The sequence below is a fragment of the uncultured Parasphingorhabdus sp. genome (assembly GCF_963975735.1).
In the GTDB taxonomy this organism is placed as follows: domain Bacteria; phylum Pseudomonadota; class Alphaproteobacteria; order Sphingomonadales; family Sphingomonadaceae; genus Parasphingorhabdus.
The window spans coordinates 1-25,328 of the sequence record NZ_CAXBIA010000015.1 but is presented as its reverse complement, the minus strand read 5'-3'; the positions used below and the strand labels follow the sequence as shown (position 1 = coordinate 25,328).

Annotated in this window: 25 protein-coding genes, 1 tRNA gene and 1 pseudogene; 22 read left to right on the top strand and 5 right to left on the bottom strand. The window is 55.5% G+C overall.

Annotated elements, in window-relative coordinates:
* The first annotated feature begins 35 nt into the window (after nt 1-35).
* From hslV to AACZ86_RS13735, 3 genes are read left to right on the top strand one after another with little or no spacing between them, the layout of a single operon-like run.
* A complete protein-coding gene (gene hslV, locus AACZ86_RS13745) occupies nt 36-602 on the top strand; it encodes an ATP-dependent protease subunit HslV (RefSeq protein WP_339693460.1) in 567 nt (188 codons plus the stop codon).
* 44 nt (nt 603-646) lie between these two features.
* Entirely contained in the window at nt 647-1,948 is a 1,302-nt protein-coding gene (gene hslU, locus AACZ86_RS13740; RefSeq protein ID WP_339693458.1) for an ATP-dependent protease ATPase subunit HslU, read from the top strand.
* Between the two features lie 48 nt (nt 1,949-1,996).
* Entirely contained in the window at nt 1,997-2,629 is a 633-nt protein-coding gene (locus AACZ86_RS13735; protein ID WP_339693456.1) for a peroxiredoxin family protein, read from the top strand.
* Here the strand turns inward: AACZ86_RS13735 and AACZ86_RS13730 are convergent.
* Nucleotides 2,626-5,544, bottom strand: a complete 2,919-nt coding sequence (locus AACZ86_RS13730; RefSeq protein ID WP_339693454.1) for an insulinase family protein — start codon at nt 5,542-5,544, stop codon at nt 2,626-2,628. The two genes, AACZ86_RS13735 and AACZ86_RS13730, sit on opposite strands and share 4 nt — an antisense overlap.
* Before the next feature lie 124 nt (nt 5,545-5,668).
* On the opposite strand from AACZ86_RS13730, the gene AACZ86_RS13725 reads away from it, so the two are divergent.
* From AACZ86_RS13725 to AACZ86_RS13675, 11 genes are all read left to right on the top strand, one after another.
* Nucleotides 5,669-6,241, top strand: a complete 573-nt coding sequence (locus tag AACZ86_RS13725; protein ID WP_339693452.1) for a NifU family protein — start codon at nt 5,669-5,671, stop codon at nt 6,239-6,241.
* Between the two features lie 26 nt (nt 6,242-6,267).
* On the top strand, nt 6,268-6,861 hold the full coding sequence (locus tag AACZ86_RS13720; protein ID WP_339693451.1) for a malonic semialdehyde reductase: 594 nt from the start codon (nt 6,268-6,270) through the stop codon (nt 6,859-6,861).
* Nucleotides 6,862-6,868: 7 nt separating this feature from the next.
* On the top strand, nt 6,869-7,495 hold the full coding sequence (gene tsaB / locus AACZ86_RS13715) for a tRNA (adenosine(37)-N6)-threonylcarbamoyltransferase complex dimerization subunit type 1 TsaB (RefSeq protein WP_339693449.1): 627 nt from the start codon (nt 6,869-6,871) through the stop codon (nt 7,493-7,495).
* Between the two features lie 3 nt (nt 7,496-7,498).
* Entirely contained in the window at nt 7,499-8,011 is a 513-nt protein-coding gene (gene rimI, locus AACZ86_RS13710; protein ID WP_339693448.1) for a ribosomal protein S18-alanine N-acetyltransferase, read from the top strand.
* Nucleotides 8,012-8,116: 105 nt separating this feature from the next.
* Nucleotides 8,117-8,533 (top strand): MucR family transcriptional regulator, encoded by a 417-nt coding sequence (locus tag AACZ86_RS13705; protein ID WP_339693537.1) that lies wholly within the window; start codon nt 8,117-8,119, stop codon nt 8,531-8,533.
* A 113-nt stretch (nt 8,534-8,646) separates the two neighbouring features.
* The gene (locus tag AACZ86_RS13700) at nt 8,647-9,069 is read left to right on the top strand and encodes a Fur family transcriptional regulator (RefSeq protein WP_339693446.1); all 423 of its coding nucleotides are present in this window, start codon (nt 8,647-8,649) and stop codon (nt 9,067-9,069) included.
* A 79-nt stretch (nt 9,070-9,148) separates the two neighbouring features.
* Entirely contained in the window at nt 9,149-9,895 is a 747-nt protein-coding gene (locus AACZ86_RS13695) for a 1-acyl-sn-glycerol-3-phosphate acyltransferase (protein WP_339693444.1), read from the top strand.
* Between the two features lie 9 nt (nt 9,896-9,904).
* Complete coding sequence (gene miaB, locus AACZ86_RS13690; protein ID WP_339693443.1) at nt 9,905-11,242, top strand: tRNA (N6-isopentenyl adenosine(37)-C2)-methylthiotransferase MiaB; 1,338 nt, start codon at nt 9,905-9,907, stop codon at nt 11,240-11,242.
* Complete coding sequence (locus AACZ86_RS13685; protein WP_339693440.1) at nt 11,242-12,273, top strand: PhoH family protein; 1,032 nt, start codon at nt 11,242-11,244, stop codon at nt 12,271-12,273. The genes miaB and AACZ86_RS13685 overlap by 1 nt, the downstream gene beginning before the upstream one ends.
* Nucleotides 12,260-12,766, top strand: coding sequence for an rRNA maturation RNase YbeY (gene ybeY / locus AACZ86_RS13680; protein ID WP_339693438.1), 507 nt, complete (start codon nt 12,260-12,262; stop codon nt 12,764-12,766). Before AACZ86_RS13685 ends, ybeY begins: the two co-directional genes overlap by 14 nt.
* 21 nt (nt 12,767-12,787) lie before the next feature.
* Entirely contained in the window at nt 12,788-13,723 is a 936-nt protein-coding gene (locus tag AACZ86_RS13675) for a hemolysin family protein (protein WP_339693436.1), read from the top strand.
* Nucleotides 13,724-13,728: 5 nt separating this feature from the next.
* Here AACZ86_RS13675 and AACZ86_RS13670 read toward each other — a convergent pair whose 3' ends face one another.
* Nucleotides 13,729-14,382, bottom strand: a complete 654-nt coding sequence (locus AACZ86_RS13670; protein ID WP_339693435.1) for an MOSC domain-containing protein — start codon at nt 14,380-14,382, stop codon at nt 13,729-13,731.
* 64 nt (nt 14,383-14,446) lie between these two features.
* Between AACZ86_RS13670 and AACZ86_RS13665 the strand changes: the two genes are divergently transcribed.
* The 7 genes from AACZ86_RS13665 (at nt 14,447) to AACZ86_RS13635 (ending at nt 21,737) form a co-directional block, all read left to right on the top strand.
* Nucleotides 14,447-15,628 (top strand): glycosyltransferase family 1 protein, encoded by a 1,182-nt coding sequence (locus tag AACZ86_RS13665; protein ID WP_339693433.1) that lies wholly within the window; start codon nt 14,447-14,449, stop codon nt 15,626-15,628.
* A 2-nt stretch (nt 15,629-15,630) separates the two neighbouring features.
* Entirely contained in the window at nt 15,631-16,950 is a 1,320-nt protein-coding gene (locus AACZ86_RS13660) for a replication-associated recombination protein A (RefSeq protein ID WP_339693431.1), read from the top strand.
* On the top strand, nt 16,931-18,316 hold the full coding sequence (locus AACZ86_RS13655) for a serine hydrolase (protein ID WP_339693429.1): 1,386 nt from the start codon (nt 16,931-16,933) through the stop codon (nt 18,314-18,316). The genes AACZ86_RS13660 and AACZ86_RS13655 overlap by 20 nt, the downstream gene beginning before the upstream one ends.
* Complete coding sequence (locus tag AACZ86_RS13650; protein WP_339693427.1) at nt 18,313-19,311, top strand: NADPH:quinone oxidoreductase family protein; 999 nt, start codon at nt 18,313-18,315, stop codon at nt 19,309-19,311. The genes AACZ86_RS13655 and AACZ86_RS13650 overlap by 4 nt, the downstream gene beginning before the upstream one ends.
* 114 nt (nt 19,312-19,425) lie before the next feature.
* Complete coding sequence (locus AACZ86_RS13645) at nt 19,426-20,673, top strand: mechanosensitive ion channel (protein ID WP_339693425.1); 1,248 nt, start codon at nt 19,426-19,428, stop codon at nt 20,671-20,673.
* A 79-nt stretch (nt 20,674-20,752) separates the two neighbouring features.
* Complete coding sequence (locus AACZ86_RS13640) at nt 20,753-21,631, top strand: hypothetical protein (protein ID WP_339693424.1); 879 nt, start codon at nt 20,753-20,755, stop codon at nt 21,629-21,631.
* A gap of 30 nt (nt 21,632-21,661) precedes the next feature.
* Nucleotides 21,662-21,737, top strand: a tRNA-Thr gene (locus AACZ86_RS13635).
* A gap of 220 nt (nt 21,738-21,957) precedes the next feature.
* Here AACZ86_RS13635 and AACZ86_RS13630 read toward each other — a convergent pair.
* Genes AACZ86_RS13630 through AACZ86_RS13620 form a run of 3 tightly spaced genes read right to left on the bottom strand, consistent with a single transcriptional unit; the run spans nt 21,958 to nt 24,372 of the window.
* Nucleotides 21,958-23,670, bottom strand: a complete 1,713-nt coding sequence (locus AACZ86_RS13630) for a recombinase family protein (RefSeq protein WP_339693423.1) — start codon at nt 23,668-23,670, stop codon at nt 21,958-21,960.
* The gene (locus AACZ86_RS13625; RefSeq protein ID WP_339693422.1) at nt 23,663-24,127 is read right to left on the bottom strand and encodes a DUF2924 domain-containing protein; all 465 of its coding nucleotides are present in this window, start codon (nt 24,125-24,127) and stop codon (nt 23,663-23,665) included. The genes AACZ86_RS13630 and AACZ86_RS13625 overlap by 8 nt, the downstream gene beginning before the upstream one ends.
* Nucleotides 24,124-24,372, bottom strand: coding sequence for a DUF3489 domain-containing protein (locus AACZ86_RS13620; protein WP_339693421.1), 249 nt, complete (start codon nt 24,370-24,372; stop codon nt 24,124-24,126). Before AACZ86_RS13620 ends, AACZ86_RS13625 begins: the two co-directional genes overlap by 4 nt.
* A 419-nt stretch (nt 24,373-24,791) precedes the next feature.
* On the opposite strand from AACZ86_RS13620, the pseudogene AACZ86_RS13615 reads away from it, so the two are divergent.
* Nucleotides 24,792-25,283: pseudogene (locus AACZ86_RS13615) on the top strand (tyrosine-type recombinase/integrase); the annotation flags it as partial.
* Nucleotides 25,284-25,328 lie beyond the last annotated feature (45 nt).

The window sequence follows — 25,328 nt, the reverse complement described above, 5'->3', positions numbered from 1 at the left end:
TGCACATCCGGACCGGATTACCCATATCCGGTTTCATGACAGAAAATCAGCAACATGGCCTGCAGCAATGGCATGGCACAACAATCCTATCGGTACGGAAAAATGGCAAAGTTGTCGTGGTTGGCGACGGCCAGGTATCCATGGGAAATACCGTGATGAAGCCGAACGCCCGCAAGGTACGGCAATTGCACGACGGATCGGTGATTGGCGGCTTCGCAGGCGCGACTGCCGATGCTTTCACTTTATTCGAACGGCTTGAAGCAAAACTCGAACGCCACAACGGCCAGTTGATGCGCGCAGCGGTCGAACTGGCAAAGGATTGGCGGACCGATAAATATCTCCGCAATCTGGAAGCATTGATGATTGTTGCCGACAAGGATGTGACGCTGATCCTTACCGGCAATGGCGACGTGCTCGAACCGATAGAAGGTATTGCAGCGATCGGTTCCGGCGGGAATTTCGCTCTCTCCGCCGCGCGCGCTTTGAAAGACTATGAAAAGGATGCCGAGAAGCTGGCCCGGAAATCGATGCAGATTGCGGCGGACCTTTGCGTATTCACCAACGACCAGGTCACGATTGAAACGCTCGATAGCGACACCTAGATATTGTCGGATCCGTTACACCACATAACAAAGAGATAATTAGCATGCAGGCGAACCTGACCCCCAAAGCTATCGTCAACGCTCTCGATGAACATATCATCGGTCAGCAGGACGCGAAACGCGCCGTTGCTGTCGCTTTGCGCAACCGCTGGCGCCGGCAAAGATTGCCCGCCGAGCTCCGCGAAGAGGTGACTCCTAAGAATATCCTCATGATCGGCCCCACAGGTTGCGGCAAAACCGAAATCTCCCGGCGTCTGGCAAAACTCGCTGACGCGCCGTTTATCAAGGTGGAAGCCACAAAATTCACCGAAGTCGGCTATGTCGGTCGCGACGTAGAGCAAATTGCCCGCGACCTTGCCGAGGAAGCCGTACGACTGGAGCGTGAACGCCGGCGTCTGGCCGTGCACGAAGCAGCAGCAGAAGCCGCCATGAAACGATTGCTCGACGTATTATGCGGAGAAAGCGCCAGCGAAGCGACGCGCGAGAGTTTCCGGCAGCGGGTTGTCGACAATCACATGAACGACACCGAGATCGAGATTGAGGTCGAAGACACGCCGAACACGCCGATGGACATCCCCGGCATGGGTGGTCAGGTTGGCATGATCAACCTGTCCGACATGATGGGCAAGGCCTTCAACCAGAACCGTTTGAAGCGGCGTAAAATGCGCGTAGCCGATGCATGGGACAAGCTCGTCGAAGAAGAATCGGACAAGCGTCTCGATGATGATGATATTTCGCGCGCGGCGATCACCGATGCAGAATCCAACGGCATCGTCTTCCTTGACGAAATCGACAAGATTGCGGTGAGCGATGTCCGCGGCGGATCGGTTAGCCGCGAAGGCGTCCAGCGTGACCTGCTGCCACTGATCGAAGGTACGACCGTCGCGACCAAATATGGTCCGATGAAAACAGACCATATCCTGTTCATCGCGTCGGGTGCGTTTTCCATATCCAAGCCCAGCGATATGCTGCCCGAATTGCAGGGCCGCTTACCGATCCGGGTGGAATTGCGAGCGTTGACCGAGGAAGATTTCGTGAGGATATTGACGGAAACTCGAGCCAATTTGACCGAGCAATATATCGCTCTTCTCGGCACCGAAGATGTCACCATCAACATCACCGAAGACGCGATCAGGAAGCTGGCCGAAATAGCGGCAAATGTGAACGAGACCGTTGAAAATATCGGTGCCCGACGTCTGCAGACGGTTATGGAAAAACTGCTCGAAGACATCAGCTTCAATGCGGAAGACCGCAGTGGCGAAGAAATTACCATCGACGCGGCCTATGTTGACAAGCAGCTTTCCGACGTTGCCAAGGACACCGACCTGTCAAAATATATATTATGATGGTATCGAAATTCCGTCGTTAGCGAAGATAATGAGATGGAGTCCTTCATGAAACGAACGATATTGTTATTGTCTTCCGCTGCTGCGGTAGCCCTGACTGGCTGTTCTGACCCTGCTCCCGAGGCCGACTCCGCCTTTACCGAACAGGTTGAAGAGAAACCGGAAACGATCGTGTCGCCGATCAGCGCTGCGGAAAGCATTGATGCCGGGCTGGCGGTTGGAGACCAGACGCCGCTTGCTGCCGGCCTGCTAGCCGAAGGGGGCGAGACCACTCTCGGTAATATTCTCGAGAAAGGCCCTGCCCTCATCGTCTTTACCCGGTCGGTCGAATGGTGCCCGTATTGCCAGACCCAATTGAAATCGATCAATGCCATTGTCGATGACCTGAAGGATCGCGGCTATAATCTTTACGGGCTCTCCTATGACAGCCCCGACAAGCAGGATCGCTTCTCGAAAAACCAGATGTTGCGATATCAGATGCTCTCCGACCAGCCATCCACAGTGATTGACGGCTTCGGATTGCGCGACCCGCAATATACCGACGGTCGCGCCGTTGGCGTGCCTTATGCTTCGGTTTTTGTGATCGACAAAGACGGCAAGATCATCGCGAAATCGGTATCAGGCGATTTCAAAAAGCGCCCGAGCAACGAGCAGATATTGGCGCTGGTCGACTCGATCTAGTTGCTGACAGCGCTATCTTCCGATGTCGCCACTGAACCGTTGTCATTCGCAGCAAGCCGGCTGCCCTCTGGCAGAACCACCAGCTTCCATTTCTTGCGTTCATCCAGATATTTGACCGCCAGAGTCTGCACCTCTTCGGGGGTTATGACAGTGTAATCGCTGAGCAGAGTCTGCAGCGCGACAAATTTCTGCGGATTGAAACTCGCGCCCTCCAACTGGCTCATCCAGAAACTGTTGCCGCTGGAGGCACGGGCGATAAGCTGACGCAAGGGTTCGACGACCCGCTGTAACTCATCGGCACTCACCGGATTTTCCCGCAGGTCTTTGGCGATCAATTCGACGACGTTGTAAAAGCGGTCGATATTGTCCGGGGTCAACTGGCTTTGCGCACCGATATAACCGCCGGAATCGAACTCGACCGGCCAGCTGTTTACCACTTGCGGACTATAGCTGGCCCCTTGTTGGGAACGAAGAATTTCGAACAACCGGTCATTGAAAATAGACACAAGCACTTCCAGTTTCCGGCTCTCGCGTATATTTTCCAGCCCGCCGCCGGTGGGCCAGGCCAACATTGCAGCGGCACGATCCTGATCCCCTTTATGGAAAAGAATTTCCGGGCCAGCCTGCGGAGCAGGAAATTGCGGTGATATAGCTTCGGGCCGCACAGCGACCGGCTTGCGCTTTTCCAACGCGCCGAAGGTCTTGAGGATCGACTCTACCGCCTGGTCACGATCAAAATCGCCAAACAGCATAAGCTCGACCGGACCGCTCGCAAGAATGGGTTTCCAGAATTGTTTGAAATTCTTCGCGTCGAGTTTTTCGAAATCTTCCTTGTCCGGAGTTTTCCACCGAGAGTCCTTTCCATGGACAAGCCATTCAAGGTCCCGTTCCATAACGGACTGCGGAGACGCTGAAAAGCTGTCGTAGCTGATAAGCGATGCAGCTCTGCTGCGGATGACCGGTGCAGCATCCCAACGCGGATTGTCCAATTTCGCTGCGATCAGATGCAGCTGGTCTTCGAGATCAGCCGGTCTTGTATCGGCACCTATTTCGAAGGCGTCATTGTCTATGCTGAATTGCAGTCCAATCCGGCGCCCGGTAGTAATCTTGTCGAGCTCCTCCTGCCCGAGATTACCGACCCCGCTGGCAATCAACGCCAGCTTGCCGGACCAGGCGAGTGATTCCTGATGGGGAGACAGACCACTAAATCCGGTCCCAAACCGAGCATTGACCATGATCTTATTGCGCTCCGACGTGTTCGGAAATAGCAAGACCCTGACCCCGTTTGAGAGTTCCAGCTGTTCAATATCGAAACGGCCGATTTTCCGGGCTGCCTTGATCGAGCCTTTTTTCCCTATCTTTTTAAGGGCTTCGAAACCAAGATCGGATTGTGAGACGCGAACGTCGCTTGAGGCATTGACAGTCCTTCGCAACGCCTTGGCCAGTTTGACCTTCCCGTCATCAATAACGTCGGGGGATGTCAGCAAGGCTCGCGTGGATACTCCGGTAAATAATTTGCGCGTGGACTCGAGCAGCCTTTCCGGCGTGTAAAGGTCCCGCATCGCGCGAAATACATCCAGCGCTACCTGCGGCGTCGCGACCGTTTCACGGATATCGACGGCATTGACGATATCATCGGCCTGTTTTCGAGCCGCCTCGGTCTGGTAGCTTTCGACACCGATCGCGAGCGCGGCATCAAATTCGGTAATTTCCCGGGCAATATCTGCCTCGGAAGGCGCAACACTTGTGGCGTCTGCGATAACGCCGCGAACATCAGCCAGAGCGGCCTCCCAATCGTCCCCGAGTGGAATGATACTGATAAATGTTCCGTCAATCGAGCGGCTGACATCATCCTGTCCGACGCTTGCCTGGAGATAGCTGCCCCCCGCTCTCGCCCTTGCTTCCAGACGGCGGTTGATCATCTGCAGCGCCAGCAGATCAATCAAAATCTGCTGGTTATAGACGATCGTATCCTCAACCTGTTCCCAGGGCCGGGCGATGACCATCGAAATGAACTGCGGCAACGTGGGCTCGATAACGATGCGGCTGATATCCTCGATATCTCGCGGTTGTCCGAAATCGGGAATAGTCCCGGCTTCGCCTTTTCCGCGCCATTGGGAAAAATGCGCTTTCAACAATTCCTCGAACAGTGCCGGATCACCGTCTCCGGCGATTACAATGACCGCTTGCTCGGGCCGATACCAGCGTTGATGGAATAGCTGCAGCATTTGCGGCGTTGCTGCGCCCAGGGTTTCCGGCGTTCCGATCGGCGCGCGGTTCGCCAATAGTTGTCCGGCAAAGAATAGTTCGCGCGTCGCATTTTGCACTATGGTCTGGGGACCGGCGCGTTCGCGCAATTCAGCCAGCACCACCGGACGCTCTGCATTGATTGCGGTTATGTTCAGTCCGGGAGAACTTACCATTCCCGACAATATTTTCAGACTCTCGTCGAGACTGGCACGGTTGGCATTGGGCAGGTCCAGCTTGTAAACGGTTTGGGTCGGCGTGGTTTCGGCATTGCTGTCGCTTCCGAACGTCGCGCCCAGTCGCTGCCAGACGCGTTTCGCCTCGCCGTCGGGCACATGGGTCGAACCGCGAAAGGTCAGATGCTCCATGAAATGGGCAAATCCCTGTTCTTGTTCGGTCTCCATCAGTGAACCGACATCCAGCCTTAACCGGATCGAAACCTGCCCCGGCGGTACACTATTATGTTTGATCGCATAGCGCAGTCCATTGTCCAGCTCGCCGAAGGTCCAGCTCTTGTCGACCGGAACATCGCTATTCTTGTAGAGCCATGGCTGTGCTTCGGCGCTCTCGGCCGGTTGTCCAGCAGCCAAGTTCGGCATTGCCAACAGGCCAAAGGCAAAGCAGATGATTGACATATATCGGGCGAGACGGGGGAATGTTGCTTTCATGCGAGCGATATAAGCAGGCCCAATCTTACTGGCCAGTGAATATTCCCCGGATCCATAGCAATTGCTGCGACGGCAAAAGCGTTTACCCCTTGATAGCGCCACCAATAATCGCCAGATACGACTCATGCTTATTGAAACAGAAAAAACCCCGAACCCCTCGACCCTCAAATTTCTGGTCGGGCAGCCCGTCATGACTGACGGGACCCGTGATTTCGCGTCTCCGGAAGATGCCGAAATATCGCCGCTGGCCGAAGCGCTGTTCACGCTCGGCGATGTCACCGGCGTTTTCTTCGGTTCGGATTTTGTCTCGGTAACCTGTGGACCGGGCTCCGATTGGAGTGATCAGAAACCTCAGGTGCTCAGCATTTTGCTTGATCATTTTTCGGCCGGACTACCCTTGTTCAAGCCGGGTAGCGCGGGAGAAATTGCCGTTCCCCCGGAAGAGGAAGTGCATGACGATCCGGAAGATGCCGATATCGTAGCGCAGATCAAGGAATTGATCGAAACCCGGGTCCGCCCTGCGGTTGCCAATGATGGCGGCGACATCATCTATCGTGGCTTCAACAAAGGCACGGTATTCCTGAAAATGCAGGGTGCCTGCGCAGGATGCCCGTCGTCGTCAGCCACTCTGAAACACGGGATCGAATCCTTGCTGAAACATTATGTTCCTGAGGTTACTGACGTCCAGGCCGCATAAATCCCCTTTTACACAAAGGCATAACAATGAATTCTCCATTGGATCAAGCGGCGCTGAACCAACTGTTTCTCGAAGCGCGCACCTATAACGGCTATCAGGATAAACCTGTATCGGTAGAGCAACTGCACGCTATCTGGAACCTGATGAAAATGGGGCCAACCAGCGCGAACATGCTGCCGTCACGGCTCATTTGGTGCCATAGCCAAGAGTCACGTGACCGGCTCGCTGCCCTGACGTCGGCAGCGAACCAGGACAAGGTCCGCAAAGCTCCGGTCGCGGTCATTATTGGCCTGGACGAGGATTTTCACGAATATCTGCCCGAGCTGTTCCCCCATGCCGACGCAAAAAGCTGGTTTGCCGGAGATCCTGAAGCGCGCAAGGTCCACGCGTTGCGCAACAGCTCTTTACAGGGGGCCTATTTAATAATGGCCGCCCGTGCGCTCGGCCTCGATACTGGCCCTATGTCGGGTTTTGATCAGGATGCGGTCGACAAGGAATTTTTCGGCGACCAGCCTAGTGTCAAATCCAATTTCATCTCGACTCTGGGCTATGGTGATCCCTCTACTATTTTTGATCGCAGCCCACGCCCGGAATTCGACAAATTCAACAGCTTGATCTGACCGTTTGATGGGCGACCGCCTGCTTGCGATCGACACGGCCACCATCGCATGTTCCGTTGCGCTATTCGAAGATGATGTCCTGTTTGCTTCGGATTATGCCGAAATCGGACGCGGGCATGCGGAAAAGCTGATACCGGCGATCGCGCAACTTCCCGACCACGGCAAAGCGGATAGAATATTGGTAAATTGCGGCCCTGGCAGCTTTACCGGCGTTCGCATCGGCATTTCCGCGGCGAAAGCCCTGGCACTCGCATGGGGCGCCGAAATCCACGGTTACTCATGCCTCGCGCTCGTAGCAGCGCAGGCCCTGAAGCAGCTTGAAACACCACGCCCGGTCTGCGTGGCAATGCTTGCGGGCCATGGCGAATATTTTCTGCAGAATTTCTCCAGCGAGGGCGAACCCTTGGCACCGTTTGCCTCACTCACCCCGGAGCAAGCGGCGATCGAGGTGAAATCCGACATCATTGCCGGATCCGCAGCGACAGAACTTGCCAAGATAGTCGGCGATATTGATCACTTTCCAATATTGCCAAATGCTTCACAAATCGCTTTAGTGGCCAGCGATATGAAAAAAATGTCATCCAAACCCGTTTATGGACGCAAGCCGGACGCCCAGCCAGCGAAAGCCTTCTGACCGATGGCCAGTCGCCACAAGTCGCGGGAAGATCGTGATCTTGCCCCGATCGACGTCCAGCCCGGTGATTTCAGCAATCTGACTGACGTTATGCGGATCATGGAAGGCGCATTTCCCAAAACCTATGGCGAAGGCTGGAATCATCACCAATGCCGGTCGATGCTGTCACTGCCCAGCGCCAAGCTTTTGATCGCACGAAGAAAAGGCTCGGTCTGTGGCTTCGTGATCAGCCGTCAGGCAGCCGATGAGGAAGAGCTCCTGATGATTGCGGTAGATCCGGAATGCCAAAATAGCGGCGTCGGTCATCTGCTGCTCGAACAAATGTTCCTGATCGCTCAAGAGGATCAGGTTTCTGCTATTTTTCTTGAAATGCGGGCCAATAATCCTGCGGTAAAACTCTATGCCCGATTTGGCTTCCGCGAGATCGGGTTACGCAAGGCTTATTATACTGGTCCGAACATGGAAAAATTCGATGCCATAACCTATAAGGCTGCCGTCTCCGACCAAGCAAAATAGAACTGAGAAGATCGGTTTGACTATTGCAGCTTGCGTTCGTTCGTGTAAATAATGCCCCGCAATAATTGCAATATAATAATAATGGTCGCAAAAGGGTACAATATTATGACTGAGGAAGAAATTGCTCTGAATGAGACGCTGATTACACTCACTTCAGACATTGTTGCTGCACATGTCAGCAACAACAGCGTAGCGGTATCGGATTTACCGCTTATTATCAGCAGTGTTCATGGAGCCCTCGCCGGTCTTTCCGGTAAAGCCGCGGAACAGGCCCGCCCTGACCCTGCAGTTCCCATCAAATCATCTATCAAGCCGGATTATGTTGTCTGCCTGGAAGATGGCAAAAAGCTGAAGATGCTGAAACGCCATCTGATGACCCATTATGGCATGACGCCGGAAGATTATCGCGCAAAATGGGGTCTGCCCAACGATTATCCGATGGTCGCTCCCAATTATGCAGAGAAGCGCCGCCAGCTTGCCAAGGCTATCGGCCTCGGCAAGAAAAAAGGTCCGAAGAAGTAAATAGCTTTACGCTTGTATGGAAATTAGAAAATTGCGGCAATATTGCCGCAATTTTCGCTTTGCAATATCCTGCGCCCCGCATAGAGTCTTCCCGAAGATAGCGAAAAGGGTTTATGCCACAAAAAATTGATCTTGAAGCACTATGTGCAGAAAAAGGGTTGCGGATCACTGACCAGCGTCGTGTAATCGCGCGTGTCATTTCCGATGCCGAGGATCATCCTGACGTCGAAACCCTGCATGAACGTGCCTCCGCGGTAGACTCCCGCATTTCCATCGCAACCGTATACCGGACGGTTCGCCTGTTTGAAGAAGCGGGCATATTGGACCGTCACGATTTTGGCGATGGTCGCGCCCGCTATGAAGCCGTTCCTGAATCGCACCATGATCATCTGATTGATGTAGAAACCGGAAAAGTCATCGAATTCGTCGATCCTGAGCTGGAAGCGCTGCAGAAGCAAATAGCTGAAAAGCTGGGCTATCGCCTGGTTGATCACCGCATGGAGCTATATGGCGTATCTCTCGCCAGAAAAAAATAAGGTGCCTGATCCCGATCCTGAGGCTCGACCTTGTGATACCCAGCCCATGGCCTACCGGCTGTGGGACGGAGCCACACCGATGGGCTATTTGAGATTTTCACTGCGGATCGTCCTGCTGTTCACCGCCTTGTTCCTCTGCGTACCATTTTACTATATTTGGCGGCTTTTGCGCCTCCCCAATCCCTGGCCACGAACCTTCCTGAAGATTGCTGCCTTCGCTTGCGGTGCGCGGGTCAAGATCAAGGGCACACCGATAAGACGGGATGTCTTTTTCATATCCAATCATCTGTCATGGGTGGATATTGCGATTCTCGGCGGACATAGCGGTACCGCCTTTGTTTCGAAGGAAGAGATAGGCAACTGGCCTATCATCGGCTGGCTCTGCCGGCTCAATGACACCGTCTTCGTTTCCCGGTCGGACCGAATGGGCATCGCACAGCAAATTAACCAGTTGCGGGACGCTCTGGAGGAAACCTGGGCAATTACCATCTTTCCCGAAGGCACAACCACCGACGGCTCGATGCTGCTCCCGTTCAAGGCACCGCTGCTAAAAGTCCTGGAGCCACCTCCGCCGGGCATATTGGTACAACCGATATTTCTCAACTACGGAGAATATGCGCATGAAGTCAGCTGGACAGGCGAAGAAAGCGCGCCGTCCAATGCGTGGCGATTGCTGACGCGGCGCAGAAGTTTCCTGGTTGAAGTCAATTTTCTCGAGCCCTTCGATCCCGATCATTATTCCTCCCGGAAAGATATTGCGGCCGAGGCCAGGCGACGGATTGCCGAACCGCTTTCGGCTTCCCTGGGGGGCAAACCCATTGTATAGGCGCTTGCTATGACTCAAGCGGATCTTAAAAAATTCCACATCAAATCCTTTGGCTGCCAAATGAACGTCTATGATGGCGAGCGCATGTCCGAACTGCTCGTCGATCAGGGCATGAGCGCCGCCGAAAATGGCGAAGAAGCGGATCTGGTGGTTTTGAATACCTGCCATATTCGGGAGAAGGCAGTCGACAAGGTCTATTCCGATATCGGGCGGTTGCGCAGAAAAGACGGCAGCAGCCCGATGATCGCGGTCGCCGGCTGCGTCGCGCAGGCCGAGGGGAAAGAAATCTCCCGCCGCGCACCCAGTGTCGATATCGTCGTCGGACCCCAAGCCTATCACCGGCTGCCCGAACTTATGGCAACCGCAAGATCGGGCAAGAAAGCGCTCGACACCGACATGCCGGCCATATCGAAATTCGATGTCCTGCCGTCGCGCGGGAAACAGGCACGGCCCACTGCCTTCCTGACGGTGCAGGAAGGTTGCGACAAATTCTGCACCTATTGCGTGGTCCCCTATACTCGTGGCGCAGAAATCTCCCGTCCCTGGGCAGATTTGGTCGATGAGGCAAAGGCTCTGGTCGACGGCGGCGCGCGCGAAATCACTTTGCTCGGACAGAATGTCAATGCGTGGACTGGCGACGACGACAAGGGCAATCATCAGGGCCTCGACGGCCTGATCCGGGCGCTCGACCAGATTTCCGGTCTGAAGCGTATTCGTTACATGACCAGCCATCCCAACGACATGACCGAAGGACTGGTGGCCGCGCATGGCGAAGTCGCCAAGCTGATGCCCTTCCTCCACCTACCCGTCCAGTCCGGCAGTGACCGTATTCTGAAAGCGATGAACCGTTCGCACAGCGTGCAGAGCTATCTCACAATCCTCGAGCAGATGCGCGCCGTTCGGCCCGATGTCGCGCTTTCTGGCGATTTCATCGTCGGATTTCCAGGCGAAACCGATCAGGATTTCGAAGAGACATTGCAGATCGTCCGCGACGCGCAATATTCTCAGGCATTCTCGTTCAAATATTCCCCTCGCCCGGGCACGCCCGCGGCGGGAATGGACGACCAGATCGCACCGGAAGTCATGGATGAACGCTTGCAGAGATTGCAGGCGTTGCTGAACGAACAGCAATATGCATTCAACCAGCAAACCGTGGGTCGCACGACCGACATATTGCTCGAACGGCAGGGCAAGCTGGATGGCCAGTTAATCGGCAAGACGCCATGGCTGCAGTCCCTGCATATTGTTTCGCCCGATCTGAAGATTGGCGATCTGGTTGAAGTCGAGGTTACCCGTGCCGGCCCGAACAGCCTGACCGGCGAAATCAGAGAAAGAATGGCCGCCTGATGGTCCAGAAAACAAAGGCCGGAACCGCCGGAAATATCGTCAAACTCGATCTCGAGTTCGAAGACCCGCAGATATTGGGCGATCTGTTCGGCGAATATGACCGGAATATCGTCGCGATTGAAAACCGTCTCGGTGTCTATATCGCTGCTCGCGGAACGAAGCTGAAAATCGAGGGCGAGCCGGACGCCGTCGCGCAAGCGCGGGATGTTCTCACCGGAATCTACAATCGCCTGGAACAGGGCCAGGAAATCGACAATGGCGCGGTCGAAGCGATCATCGCCATGGCGGCCGATCCGCGCGTCGCCAAGGTAGCGAAACAATCTTCTGGCAGCGACAAGAGCACGAAAAACGACGTTTCCGATGCACCGAAGGTGATGATCCGGACACGCAAGAAAACCATTTTCCCGCGTTCCGTCCGGCAGGCCCACTATATGGAAGCCCTCGCCCGCGACGATATGATTTTTGCTCTCGGCCCTGCGGGGACCGGAAAGACCTATCTGGCGGTGGCGCAAGCCGTTTCCCAGCTAGTGAGCGGTTCCGTCGACCGGCTCATTCTTTCGCGCCCTGCCGTAGAAGCCGGCGAGAAGATCGGCTTCCTTCCCGGCGATCTGAAAGAAAAGGTCGATCCGTTTCTGCGCCCCCTTTACGACGCGCTATATGATACGCTTCCCGCAGAGCAGGTGGAAAGACGGATCGAGAGCGGCGAAATCGAGATCGCTCCGATCGCGTTCATGCGCGGACGGACGCTAGCCGATGCCTTTGTCATTCTCGACGAAGCGCAAAATACAACAGCGGCGCAGATGAAAATGTTTCTGACCCGTTTTGGCATGAACAGCCGGATGGTCATCTGCGGCGATCCCAAGCAGGTCGATCTGCCGAAAGAAGCCGTGTCCGGGCTTGCCGATGCCGTGTCCAAACTGAAGGATATCGAGCGGGTCAGCGTGGTCGAATTTGGCGCCAGCGACGTCGTCCGCCATCCGCTGGTCGGAAAAATAGTCGAAGCCTATGAAGGCAAAGATGCTGCAGACTGAACTGATTGCGTCTTCCGAATGGGGAAATGAGCAGGACTGGACGGAACTGGCCGCGCGCGCGGCCAAGGCCGGGATCGCCGCATCTGTTCACGCAGACCTCTTGGCCCGGAATTTTGAAATGGAGCTGAGCGTCAAGCTCTCGGACAATGCCGATGTTCAATCACTGAACAAGGCCTATCGCGGCAAGGACAAGCCGACCAATGTCCTGTCCTTTCCGCAGATCCAGCCAGACCTGCTCGAGGCGCTGGCCAACACCGACGACGGAGAGGCCTTGCTCGGAGATATAATCCTGGCTTACGAGACCTGTCGCGACGAGGCCGCCGCCAAGGAGATTCCCTTTTCCGACCATATTGCACATTTGATTGTGCACGGGTCGCTGCATTTGCTAGGATATGATCACGAGAACGAAATAGATGCAGGGATGATGGAAAATTGCGAAATCAATGCCTTGGCGACATTGGGCATTGCCAATCCCTATGCAGAACAGACGTAAAGCGGGTAATCAAGAAATACTATGAGTGACGTAGAAAAGGAAAATGGCACGGGCGTGGTCCGCAGCAGTGGCCAATCCAAGGAAGATGACGAGCCCGGGCGAATATGGCGGAGCCTGAAGGCTCTGCTATTCGGCAATACCGAAGATAATAGTCTGCGCGCGCAGATCGAAGAAGTCATCGACGACCATGAAAGTGATGCCGAAGCCGATCCCAACGGACGGCAGGACGTATCATCACTGGAACTCGAAATGCTGCGCAATATGCTGCATTTCAGCGAGAATAGGGTGGACGATATTGCGGTCCCGCGGGCCGACATGATCGCGATCGAGGAAAGCTCGCCATTCAGCGACTTTGTCGATATTTTCTCCGAACACGGACATAGCCGCATTCCGGTTTATCGGGACAATCTCGACAATATTATCGGCATGATCCACATCAAGGATATCTTCGCGATCGTCGCCAAGGGCGGCAAGCATCCGGAAGACATAACCCCGTTTCTCCGCCAGCCTCGCTTTGTTCCGGAATCCATGGGCGTACTGGATTTGCTGGCAGAGATGCGCGCCACCCGTACCCATCTGGCGATCATCTTTGACGAATATAACGGCACCGAAGGTCTCGTTACGATCGAGGATATTGTCGAGGAAATCACCGGCGAGATTGAAGACGAGCATGACGAAGAACCGGTGCCGATGCTGGTCAAGCTGGAGGATGGTATCTGGGAGGCAGATGCCCGCGCAGAGCTGGATAATGTCGGCGCAGCCATCGATCCCGCGCTGGAAGAGATTGACGAGGATGTCGATACGATCGGCGGGCTTTGCTTCGTCCTTGCAGGACATATCCCTGCGGTTGGCGAAAGACTGGAACATCCCAGCGGCTGGATATTGGAAATTACCGAGGCCGACGATCGCCGCGTGACCAAATTGCGCCTGCATCCGCCAGAACAGGTTCACGAATAGCGGGTTCAGTTCCCCGCCAGCTGTTCGGCACGAATGCGCCAGGTTTTACCGAGCGCCGGATTATTCGACAGTTCGACAAGCGCACCCGCCTGTCCCTTGTGCTGGCCACCGACCAGCATCGCGAACAGCCGTTCCAGCGGCCATTCCGGATAGGGTCGCGCCTGTTGGACCATTTGATCTCCGGCCTGCACCAGACCATCTTCCAGCACGCGGAAATAGCTGCCCGACTTTGCAGTCTTCACGACGGTTTTCAGCACATCCGCTTTGCCGAACCGGTGGTTGAGCTTCCAGCACGGCTGCCGGGCATGGCTGCATTCGATCAGCGCCTTTCCGACCCGGAAAATATCACCCAGACAAAGCTGCTGCTCTATCAATCCGGTGCAACTGAAATTCTCGCCAAAGGCACCCGGTCGCTCCAACGCTTCCACGTCCGGGTATTTTTCCCGCCAGAAGGCATAATGTTCTTTGGGGTAGAGATGAACCGCCTTGTCACGCCCTCCGTGATGCAAGGGATCACCGACCTGATCTCCCGCCAAGCCTTCAAAACCCAGCATTAACGGGCGATCAATCACATTTTTGGCGATAGCGCTCATCTCGCCGTCATCGCCAAATTTTTTAGGCGTGCCGATCAACAGATGGTCAAGCTGGGTCCGGATCATCACAGCTTGCTAGCCGAGCAAGTTCATATTGGCAATTCCCTCCTGACTATGCTTGAAGGCGGCTATGGAAATCAGTGACCTTCGGATTGCTCTTTATAGCGGCAATTATAATTTCGTACGTGACGGCGCCAATCAGGCACTCAACCGGCTGGTGGATTATCTGCTGCGTCAGGGAGCGGCCGTTCGGGTCTATTCGCCGACCACCGACACGCCGGCGTTTGAACCCACCGGCGATCTGATCAGCGTGCCCTCCGTTGCCTTTCCCGGACGCGGCGAATATCGCTTCCCGACCCGCATTTCCAGCGATGTGCGCAAGGATCTCGAGCAATTCAGACCCAATATCATGCAGATATCGAGTCCTGACCGCGTCGGTCACAAGATGGTGTCCTGGGCGCGCCGTCAGAATATTCCCGTCCTCGCTTCGGTGCACACGCGGTTCGAGACCTATCCCCGCTATTATAATCTCGCCTTTCTGGAACCGGTGATCGAGGCAATTTTACGGCGACTCTATCGGCGATGCGATGCGCTGGTGGCACCGTCCGAGTCGATGGCCCAGGTCCTCCGTGACCAGCGGATGAACTATGACGTAGGCATCTGGTCGCGGGGTGTCGACCGCGAGATATTCAATTCCAGTCACCGGGATATGGCATGGCGTCGTTCCCTGGGCATCGCGGACGATGAACCGGTCATCGGATTCCTCGGACGGCTGGTGATGGAAAAGGGTCTCGATGTCTTTTCCGATACCATTGACGAGCTCAAACGCCGCAAAGTGACGCATAAGATAGTCGTCATCGGCGAAGGACCGGCCCAGCAGTGGTTTGAAGAAAGAATTCCCGGCGCCATTTTTGCCGGGTTCCAGCAAGGCAGCGATCTTGGCCGTGCGGTTGCCAGTATGGATATGTTGTTCAATCCCTCGGTTACCGAGACTTTTGGCAATGTCACACTCGAAGCGATGGCCTGCGGGCTACCGGTCGTCGCCGCAAAGGCAACCGGCAGCCAGAGCCTGGTCAAACATAACGATTCCGGCAAGCTAATCAGACCAGGCGCAATTCGTGAATTTGCAGATGCACTGCAGCTCTATTGCGAGAATATTGACCTGCGCAACGCCCATGGATCGGCCGGAGAAAAACGGGCGGAAGAATATAGCTGGGACCAGATCAACAACGCCGTCGCGCAAACCTATGTCCGGCTGGTGCGTCAGCGGCAGGCTGGTCATGGTCCGATCAAGCAGGCTGCCGTCCGCTGACCATGCAAGGCTTGTTTGACGATAAAAAAGACCAGCAAAGCGAAACGGATAGCACACCCGGTGCGCCTCTGGCCGACCGGTTGCGCCCCCGCCAGCTTAGCGACATCGTCGGGCAGGATCATCTCGTCGGGGAAGAAGGCACGATCGGACGAATGATCGCCGCAGGAAGACTATCCTCTATCGTCCTGTGGGGTCCACCGGGCACCGGAAAGACCAGTCTCGCGCGATTATTGGCCGATCAGACGGAATTGCATTTCAAGGCCATCTCGGCGGTCTTTTCCGGGGTTGCTGAACTGAAGAAAGTCTTTGCCGAGGCCGAGATGCGGTTCCAGTCGGGCAAGGCGACCTTGTTGTTTGTCGACGAGATCCACCGCTTCAATCGGTCGCAGCAGGACAGTTTCCTGCCATATGTCGAGCGAGGTACCGTGGTACTGGTCGGAGCGACGACCGAAAACCCGTCCTTTGAATTGAATGCTGCTCTGCTCAGCCGCGCTGCGGTGCTCATTCTCAATCGACTGGATACAGCCGCCCTTGGCCAGCTTTTGGAAAAAGCCGAAACAATCGAAGACAAAGCACTCCCGCTCACAGGCAACGCGCGAGAAGCGCTGATCGCCAGCGCAGACGGAGACGGCCGGTTTCTGCTTAATCAGGCGGAGACGCTGTTTTCTCTGGATATCGAAGACCCGCTCGACCCTCCGCAGCTGGCAAAAATCCTGCATCGCCGGATGGCGGTCTATGACAAGGATCGCGAGGGTCATTATAATCTGATCTCGGCGCTGCACAAAGCGTTGCGGGGATCGGACCCTCAGGCCTCGCTTTATTATCTGGCACGAATGCTTGTGGCGGGCGAACAGCCGCTGTTCCTGTTGCGCCGGATCGTCCGTTTCGCCGTCGAGGATATCGGCATGGCCGACCCGCAGGCGCTGGTGCAGGCGCTGGCGGCAAAACAGGCCTATGAATTTCTCGGCAGCCCCGAAGGCGAACTGGCGATCGTCCAGGCCTGCCTCTATTGCGCGACAGCACCCAAATCCAACGCAGCCTACAAGGCGCAGAAAGCCGCCTGGAGGTCAGCCAAAGATACCGGCTCGCTTATGCCCCCGCAAAATATATTGAATGCACCGACCAAATTGATGAAGGATATCGGATATGGTGCAGGCTATAGCTATGATCATGAAAGCGATGATGGTTTCTCGGGGGACAATTACTGGCCGGAAGAAATGCAGGCGCAGAAATTTTATCAACCCGTGGATCGCGGATTCGAGCATAAGATCAGGGAAAGACTGGATTACTGGGAGAAGCTTCGTGCACAAAAAACTCGCTAGCATCGGGATGATAGGTGCCCTGTTTTGCACCAGTGCCTTTGCGCAGGATGTCGAAGGACCCCGTTATGACCGGGCGCTGGCAGCCGGATATAAGGCTCAGTTTCTTTGTTCTGGTCTGTGGAATGGCGGCAAATCGCTCGAGGATATTGAGGCTGACGAACTTACCGGCAGTTACGAGCGGGTTGAAACCGTCATTTCGGAGCTTACCGCAGACATTGACAATGTCGCGCGCGAGGTGCGCGTTCCCTTCGCCGACGATCTGCCGCCGCGCGTTGCCATCTGGAATAGCCGAAGTGGCTGCACCGCCATGCCCATCGGTTATGAACCAACAAAAAGAGTTGAGTCGACAGAGCGCCGCGCGTTTTTCGATGATCGGTCTTGGCCAATGGGCGACCGGGGTGCGCTGATCAAGCCATTGCAGCGGTCCCGGGCACTGCAATCCGTTGCCAGACGCGCCTTTCAACCGGAAGTCTATGGCGGCAAGACAAGCGCCGCGCTGGTCGTGAAGAATGGCCGGATCTATGCCGAGCATTACAAGCAGGGGCATGATCTCCACACCGCCCAGCGATCATGGTCGGTCGCCAAGTCGGTATCGGGTACGCTGATCGGCCATTCGGTACTGCAGAATGTGGTCGATGTCACCGCATCGGCCGGTCTACCGCCCTGGCAGCACGCCGACGATCCCCGCAATGCCATTACGATCGAGCACCTGCTGCGGATGGCCAGCGGGTTGACCAGCGATACCAGCGGCGCCCGCACCGACGCAATTTATCTGGGCGGCAGCAGTGTTGCAGAAAAAGCTGCCAGTTGGCCCTTGCTCCATCGGCCAGACACCAGCTTCCGCTATGCCAATAATGACACGTTGCTGGCTGTCCTCGCCACACGCCTGCAACATCTTCGCAAACAGAGGGACGAATCCGGCACTCCCGGGTTCGATCCTTACGGCTTCTTTCAGAAACTGGGCATGACCCGCACCTACGCCGAACGGGACTGGCAGGGCAATTACATCCTCTCCAGCCAGCTATGGTCCACCGCCCGCGATTTTGGTCGGCTGGGAATGCTGTATCTCAACAATGGCATGTGGAACGGCGAGCGCCTGCTGCCAGAGGATTGGCGAAAATTTGTTACCACCGCTTCCGGCCCGCAACCGTCCCGGGGCTTTGGCTATGGCGCAACCTTCTGGCTGTTGAACAAATCGGAGGGCATTCCGGAAGATGCTTTCGCGGCCATCGGAAACCGGGGGCAATATCTGGTGATCATACCTTCGCTGGATCTTGTAATCGTCCGGCGGGGCTATGATAGCGGGGACAGCCGTTTCAAAATCGAGGATTTTGTCAGGGACGTGATCGGCGCCCTCGCCCCATGACCACCAGCTATTTGGCGGCGGTTTGCACCGATCTGACCGGCCCCTCGTCTGTCGAGATACTAGAGCAGCAGACAGTGCCTCTGCGAAGCGGAGAGGTCCGGATCCAGATTCATGCGGCGGGTCTTAACTTCCCCGACCTGCTGATGACCCAGGGCAAATATCAATTCCGTCCTGATCCCCCCTTCGTCCCCGGAATGGAAGCAGCCGGCGAGGTGATCGAAGTCGCTCCCGATGTGGAGAGTTTCAGGCCGGGCGACCGCGTCATGGCGGGTGGCAAGGGCGGCGCTCTGGCCGAGCAGTGGATTGTCAAAGAAGCCGCCGTCTCTCCCCTGCCCGCAGCGCTTTCCTTCCGCGAAGGCGCCTGCTGGCAAACCGCGGCATCGACCGCATGGCATGCTCTGGTCGAACGCGGGCATCTGCAACCGGCGGAGAGCGTCCTCATTCTCGGCGCTAGCGGCGGTGTCGGTATGGCGGCCGTCAAAATGGCAAGGCATATCGGCGCGACGGTCATCGGCACCGGCTCCAATGAAGAAAAACGAGACGCCATCCGCCAGGCAGGCGCCGATCATGTGCTGGATCCCGCCGACAAGGACCTGGCCGCCAAGATAAAGGCACTGACCGACGGAAAAGGCGTTGACGTCGTCTTTGATCCCGTGGGTGGCGATCTTGCCTTGACCGGAACCCGCGCGATTGTCTGGAACGGCAGATATCTCATCGTCGGCTTTGCCAGCGGCGCTATTCCGTCCTTTCCGGCGAATCACGTCATGATCAAGACCTACAGCCTGATCGGCGTCCGCGCTGGCGAAAGCCCCCGTCGCGATCCGGAATTGGCCAGACGCCAGAGCGCGGCGCTAAGAGAATTGGCGGCAGCGGGGGTAATGCAACCATATATTTCTCATTCCATCCCCCTCAATGAAACAATAAAAGCTCTTACCGTTCTCGAACAGCGCAAAGCAATCGGACGGGTCGTCATTGAGATGAAGACAAGTTCTTGATCTTTACGAGTTTTTACGCCCCCAAATTTCACAGCGTTTATTGATTCCTGTCCATTTGTTAAGAAATGTGCTATTCACAATCCTGCGAATTAACAGAAAGATAGGGGAAGCTACATGGATGGGATGCGAATAGGCAATTATGCTCTGGACACGGAGTTGATGATGATATGGGGTGAAAAGCTGGGCTTGGCCCTGATCATTCTCGTCGGCACATGGATTTTGGGGAAAGCGGCCAAATGGACCTTCGCCAAGCTGGTCGACAATGTAAAATTCCTGCAGCGTGACACGTCAGCCGGCACGTCAGTCGGTGAGTCACTCGGCAAGATCGTATCTCTGCTGATCTGGCTGTTCGGTTTACTCATCATCCTGCGCGTTCTCGGACTGGGCGGCGTCGACGCACCCATCCAGACCCTGCTCAACAGCATCATGGGCTTTGTTCCCAACCTGCTGGGCGCCGCGATCATATTCTTCATCGGCATGGTGGTCGCACGGATCGTTCGCGACCTTGTCGTGACCGCTTTGCAGACGGTGGATTTTGATAAATGGGCCAATCGTGGCGGTATCGATGCGGTTACCGGCAATTCGACGATCAGCAAGACGATCGGAACCATCATTTATGTTCTGATCATCATCCCGATCGCGATACTGGCTCTGGAAGCGCTCAATCTGGAATCGGTTTCAGGACCGGCCAGCGACATGCTCCGCATGATCCTTGAGGCAATTCCGAATATCATTGGCGCTGCTATCATCCTCGGTATCGGCTATTTGATCAGCAAGTTCGTGGTTCAGATCATCACGGAAATACTGCCCGGTCTCGGTGTGGATCAATCCGTTGCTGCTCTCGATATCCTGCCGGCGAAAACATCGCTGACGGCGGTACTGGCAAGAATTGCGCAGGTAGCGATCATGCTGTTCTTCGCTATTGCAGCGATGCGCTTGCTCGGATTTGCAGAACTGACGTCAATTCTTGACCAGGTTCTCGAACTCGGCGGAAGGGTCATTTTTGGCTCGATCGTGATCGCAGTCGGCTTCCTGATCGCCAACCTGCTGTCCCGGATTGTCGGCGGCACGGATGAAGGCAGTCTGGCTTCGACCATCGTGCGCTATGCGACGATCATATTGTTCACCTTCATGGGCCTTCAGTTCATGGGTGTCGGACAGGAAATCGTACAGACAGCGTTCACGGCTTTGGTCATCGGCGGCGCTGCGGCGGCGGCACTGGCCTTTGGCTGGGGTGGACGCCACGTTGCTGGCAAATTGTTGGAAAATCTCTACGCCAACCCGCCCAAACCGAAAGCACCTGCTGCGAAGAAACCAGCGGCACGGAAAGCTCCGGTACGGAAAACAGCCGTCAAAAAATAGACTCCGGTCTATTCGAATAAGAACAAGGGCGGGTCCGGTGGGCCTGCCCTTTTCTTTTGCCCCCATGTTCCGCTAGACGGTGGCGGTGCGAAGCTTCTCCCATTTTGCCTGCGTCGACTGGTCGGGCGCCAAGACCGAGCGTCCGGACGGGATCGCGGTGGCGGTGATCGGTCCCGATGGTCCGCCTGCCCTGTTATCGCCAAAACCCCGCTGGTCGCGGGCGGATATTCTAGACTGGCTGTTCCGCCTCGCAGAAAGCCGCCAGGACATATTGATCGGCTTTGATCTCTCCATGGCACTCCCCTTTGTCGACAAGCAGGCCTATTTTCCGGAATGGAGCCACAGCCCGGACAATGCGAAAGATCTGTGGAGCCAGGTGGACTCGATATGCAGCGATGATCCCCATTTGAGCGTCGCCAGCTTTCTTGCCCACGAGCATCCCGGTCGCCATTTCCGTCACAGCCGGGATCATGTCGGTGATCTGTTCGAACACGGTGTCGGACGCCTGCGCGAAGTCGAGCGCTATCAGCGCGCAACCAAACAAGCCAATAGCGCCAGCTGCTTCAATCTGGTCGGCGCCGCACAGGTCGGGAAATCCAGCCTGACCGGCATGCGGATGCTGCATCGGCTTGGTAGCGCCGTTCCGGTGTGGCCATTTGATCCGGTCCCCGATCGCGGACCGGTCATCGTCGAAATCTACACAACAGTAGCGGCCCTGGCAGCGGGCCTGCCGAAGGGCCGCAGCAAGGTCCGGGATCGCACCGGCCTGACAAGCGCTCTGACCAAGCTGAACACAGCTCCGCCAGCCAGATTAAGGCGCTATGACGACCACAGCACAGATGCGCTGATTACCGCAGCCTGGATGAAGCAGGTTGCCGGCAATCCGGCGCTTTGGGCCCCGCCCGCGATGGCCGAAGAGATTGCGCAAAAAGAGGGCTGGACCTTTGGCGTGGTTTGACGCTAATAGCGCCCAGCAAATCCAGTGCATGCCGAATTAGCTCAGCTGGTAGAGCAACCGCCTTGTAAGCGGTAGGTCATCCGTTCGAGTCGGATATTCGGCACCACACAGTCCCCCAATTTTGGGTTCTCCAGTTTCTCCGAGACAATGACGCCCAGCCCCGCGCAGTTCGGGGGCTTTTGCGGTGGATGATTGTCGGGCGAAGCGCGAGAGACCATTGCGGTACGGAGATATACGCAGATTTGGGGTATTTTCTCTGCGTGACCAAAACTGTCCTAAAAGTGTATTCTAGACCAGCCCTGACAGAAGCCGCAGAAGCCAGTCCGTCACTCGAATCCAAAAAAGTTGCGCTGCTCTTTCCAGCAAAGCGGGATCCTGGTGGCACGGAGCATCTTGCGCGCAGTCAGCAATGGCGGCTGCTTGCCTTCGAGTATGGCCGTAACGATGTCGGGCGCTAAAAACTTAAGCCGTGCGAGTCGAACAAGATGCGGCTTTTCTGAACGCGTCATGGCAGTGCCGCTTGCAAGCTTGCTGTAAGCATCTTCCGCTTTTGCAATTAATCCGACCAGCTTACTGTCAACGCGCACCGGAGCGATATTTTCGGACTTGGCAAAGATCAATCTGAGTTCCTGACCCCGCCGGGCGATACGCATCGGTATGGATATAGAAACAGGAGAGCTTTCACAGCTAATTCCGGTGTTAGCATCATGTTTCCCATTAGTGTCAAAATAGTCAGCCAGCTTGCGGCTGCTGAAGGTTATCGTGATTGCTTCGTCTGATAAAACGATCTGCATGTCAATCGTGAGTAGGACCTCCCGCAGCTGAGCCGGTACGATCTTGTCAATCCGTTCCGCCAGTTGACTGCAATCGGCTGTAATCGTTTGAAGCGACATGTTCGGCTTCGCTGATCCGATCTCCTTCACAGTAGCAGCTTCATCTCTCAACCATCTCGCAAAAATTTCTTTTATCACCGGCTCAATTTCTCCAGCAGGTACGCGCCATGTATCTACTGAAGCCTTACCGTCAATTCCAGCTGGCCGCGTAATATAATAGCGATAGCGTTTTGAACCGCGCTTGGCATGACTAGGGGTCATCGCCCTGCCCTGACCATCTAATAGTATTCCCGCCAGCGGACTAGGTTGGTCAGCGCGAGTTTGATGTTTATGATTGTTGCGGTTGGCGTTGAGCAGAGCTTGGACATCATTCCAAAACGACGGATCAACAATAGCATCATGTTCTCCCGGATAGCTGGCCCCCTTATGCGTGATCTCTCCTAAAAATATCCGGTTCTGCAACAAATGTGCGAGCGCGCCTTTGCCAAAAACCTTATCGCCGCCAGTTCTTCCGTCACTATATATGCGCTTTTTGCTTCGGATATCATCGCGTTCAAGTTCGCTGGCAAGTGCACCCACCGATCCCAGAGCCAGATAGCGGCGATAGATATGCCGAACACGGTCAGCTTCATCAGCATTAATGATTAGCTTGCGCTCGATGACATCATAACCCAGCGACACCACCCCTCCCATCCACATACCCTTCTTCTTGGATGCCGCGATCTTGTCACGAATACGCTCTCCGGTGACCTCGCGCTCGAACTGCGCGAACGACAGCAGGACGTTCAGCGTCAGCCGTCCCATGCTGGTTGTGGTATTGAATGACTGGGTCACAGACACGAATGATGCTTCTGCTTTATCCAGTATGTCGACGATCTTGGCAAAGTCCGACAATGCCCTCGTTAACCGGTCAACCTTGTAGACGACGATAATATCGACCTTGCCGGATGCAATATCGGCCAACAACCTTCGTAAACCCGGACGCTCCATGCTGCCTCCAGAATAGCCGCCATCATCATATGGCTCCGGTACCAGTTTCCAGCCTTCGTGACGCTGACTAGTTATATAGGCTTCACAGGCTTCGCGCTGGGCATCAAGACTGTTAAACTCCTGCTCCAGCCCCTCTTCAGTGGATTTGCGGGTGTAGATGGCGCAGCGTTTGGAAGGCACCGCCTGTCCGCGTCCAGCACATTTTTGATCATCCATCTTCGGTTACCGCTTGCACAGATCTTGCAGTCTTGCGTTTGACCAGACCGAAGAAGCGGGGTCCTGACCATCGGGTTGCTGTAATTACATTAGCAATCTGACTGAGCGAGCCATATTTGCGGTCATCGTAGAGAAAGCCTTCGTCCAGCACGAGCACATGATGCGTCTTGCCGTGCCAGTCACGGGCTAGCCGTGTTCCAGGCTTCAAGTCAGCACCAGCTTCCACCGTTGCAGCTCCTGACGAATCGAGCTGGCCCGCAATCCGTTTTATCTGCCTTCGTACTACCGCCGTTAGGCTGCCGAGCGCACGCTCTTGGAGTTGATAGGCAATGCTGCGCGCCAATATGTCTGCGCTGACATCGGGAGGGTTTTTGCGGAAAACTCTCGTCCATTCCGCGCGCAACTGCGAAACCGACATTGTACCTAGTGCGGCCAGTCTTTCCTGCAATTGGCTCATACCTGTTTGACCTTTTGCGGCGCCGATGCTTTGCCGGTAATCCGGTAGATGCTGTCACCTGCATCCATCTTGTCGCGGACGATGGTAAAACCTTTCTTTCTTAGACCTGTCATAAATGCACGTGCGCTATGCGGTTGCCACTCTGTATCCGAGCAAATCTCCTCCAGTGACGCACCTTTAGGTTTCTTCAGCCGGGCTATGACCCGGGCAGATTTAGTAGATGGGGCAAGGTTAGTATCGGGCATTTTATGACCTCCGGTTTCGACGCCGGGCTATCCAGCGCTTCCACTGGAGCGAGCCGCAGGCCCGATATAAACCTTGCAGCACCGCCGCAGTTACTGGCTGCGGCAACAACACCAATGCTCGAACTGGAACGAAAGTCCAGTCAGTGAGGCAAATGTCGCAAGAATTATGAATCAGACGCTGACACACGGTCGGGAACATGATCGGTCGCGTTAGTGTCACCAGCGCAACCCGCTACTCGCTTCAGTTCTAGCTATCGGTGCAATTCAAAGCGGACGATCAGGAAACGCCCCAATAGCAGTCATTCCCACTGGGCAAATCCTATGTCCGCTTCGCGCCCCAACTTCCGACATAACAGTTCGATTTTTTAGCCCCTAATAGCTGACGTTCTTCATGGCCATTCCGGCCAAGGAGAAAAACAATGGGAATTTCACAATTCGACCCGGCAGCAAAAAACCGGGTGCCATGGAACTTTGGTGTCAACGTCGGACCGAAAAGGCCTTTCACACAGAAGCAAATCTGGGCGATCCGGTTCTTTCTCGATCGCGAACAGAGACTGCGAGACAGAGCGCTGTTCGACCTGGCGATCGACAGTAAGCTGAGAGGTTGCGACTTGGTCCAGCTCCAAATCGGCGATTTGGTCTCAGGGCCGAATATTAGAAAACGAGCGGCAATCACACAGCAAAAAACTGGGCGACCGGTCCAGTTCGAAATTGCTGCAGATGCCCGGGGAAGCTTGTTTGCTTGGCTAGAAAGGCGTGGCGGCTCAGTCGCTAATTATGTCTTTCCAAGTCGGGTAGATCACACACGACACCTGAGTACTCGGCAATATGCAAGGCTCGTTGATGAATGGGTTGAAGCCATCGGACTGCGAATGGAGGAGTATGGGACTCACTCGCTGAGGCGTAAGCGTGAGCTGTGGGCCGCGTATTATGCGGCTTGACGTGTCCGTTTATTA

What these genes read in the sequence shown, in the direction of transcription:
- hslV (WP_339693460.1), top strand. Translation starts at nt 36, where the DNA reads ATGACAGAAAATCAGCAACATGGCCTGCAGCAATGGCATGGCACAACA.
- hslU (WP_339693458.1), top strand. Translation starts at nt 647, where the DNA reads ATGCAGGCGAACCTGACCCCCAAAGCTATCGTCAACGCTCTCGATGAA.
- AACZ86_RS13735 (WP_339693456.1), top strand. Translation starts at nt 1,997, where the DNA reads ATGAAACGAACGATATTGTTATTGTCTTCCGCTGCTGCGGTAGCCCTG.
- AACZ86_RS13730 (WP_339693454.1), bottom strand. Translation starts at nt 5,544, where the DNA reads ATGAAAGCAACATTCCCCCGTCTCGCCCGATATATGTCAATCATCTGC.
- AACZ86_RS13725 (WP_339693452.1), top strand. Translation starts at nt 5,669, where the DNA reads ATGCTTATTGAAACAGAAAAAACCCCGAACCCCTCGACCCTCAAATTT.
- AACZ86_RS13720 (WP_339693451.1), top strand. Translation starts at nt 6,268, where the DNA reads ATGAATTCTCCATTGGATCAAGCGGCGCTGAACCAACTGTTTCTCGAA.
- tsaB (WP_339693449.1), top strand. Translation starts at nt 6,869, where the DNA reads ATGGGCGACCGCCTGCTTGCGATCGACACGGCCACCATCGCATGTTCC.
- rimI (WP_339693448.1), top strand. Translation starts at nt 7,499, where the DNA reads ATGGCCAGTCGCCACAAGTCGCGGGAAGATCGTGATCTTGCCCCGATC.
- AACZ86_RS13705 (WP_339693537.1), top strand. Translation starts at nt 8,117, where the DNA reads ATGACTGAGGAAGAAATTGCTCTGAATGAGACGCTGATTACACTCACT.
- AACZ86_RS13700 (WP_339693446.1), top strand. Translation starts at nt 8,647, where the DNA reads ATGCCACAAAAAATTGATCTTGAAGCACTATGTGCAGAAAAAGGGTTG.
- AACZ86_RS13695 (WP_339693444.1), top strand. Translation starts at nt 9,149, where the DNA reads ATGGGCTATTTGAGATTTTCACTGCGGATCGTCCTGCTGTTCACCGCC.
- miaB (WP_339693443.1), top strand. Translation starts at nt 9,905, where the DNA reads ATGACTCAAGCGGATCTTAAAAAATTCCACATCAAATCCTTTGGCTGC.
- AACZ86_RS13685 (WP_339693440.1), top strand. Translation starts at nt 11,242, where the DNA reads ATGGTCCAGAAAACAAAGGCCGGAACCGCCGGAAATATCGTCAAACTC.
- ybeY (WP_339693438.1), top strand. Translation starts at nt 12,260, where the DNA reads ATGCTGCAGACTGAACTGATTGCGTCTTCCGAATGGGGAAATGAGCAG.
- AACZ86_RS13675 (WP_339693436.1), top strand. Translation starts at nt 12,788, where the DNA reads ATGAGTGACGTAGAAAAGGAAAATGGCACGGGCGTGGTCCGCAGCAGT.
- AACZ86_RS13670 (WP_339693435.1), bottom strand. Translation starts at nt 14,382, where the DNA reads ATGATCCGGACCCAGCTTGACCATCTGTTGATCGGCACGCCTAAAAAA.
- AACZ86_RS13665 (WP_339693433.1), top strand. Translation starts at nt 14,447, where the DNA reads ATGGAAATCAGTGACCTTCGGATTGCTCTTTATAGCGGCAATTATAAT.
- AACZ86_RS13660 (WP_339693431.1), top strand. Translation starts at nt 15,631, where the DNA reads ATGCAAGGCTTGTTTGACGATAAAAAAGACCAGCAAAGCGAAACGGAT.
- AACZ86_RS13650 (WP_339693427.1), top strand. Translation starts at nt 18,313, where the DNA reads ATGACCACCAGCTATTTGGCGGCGGTTTGCACCGATCTGACCGGCCCC.
- AACZ86_RS13645 (WP_339693425.1), top strand. Translation starts at nt 19,426, where the DNA reads ATGGATGGGATGCGAATAGGCAATTATGCTCTGGACACGGAGTTGATG.
- AACZ86_RS13630 (WP_339693423.1), bottom strand. Translation starts at nt 23,670, where the DNA reads ATGGATGATCAAAAATGTGCTGGACGCGGACAGGCGGTGCCTTCCAAA.
- AACZ86_RS13625 (WP_339693422.1), bottom strand. Translation starts at nt 24,127, where the DNA reads ATGAGCCAATTGCAGGAAAGACTGGCCGCACTAGGTACAATGTCGGTT.
- AACZ86_RS13620 (WP_339693421.1), bottom strand. Translation starts at nt 24,372, where the DNA reads ATGCCCGATACTAACCTTGCCCCATCTACTAAATCTGCCCGGGTCATA.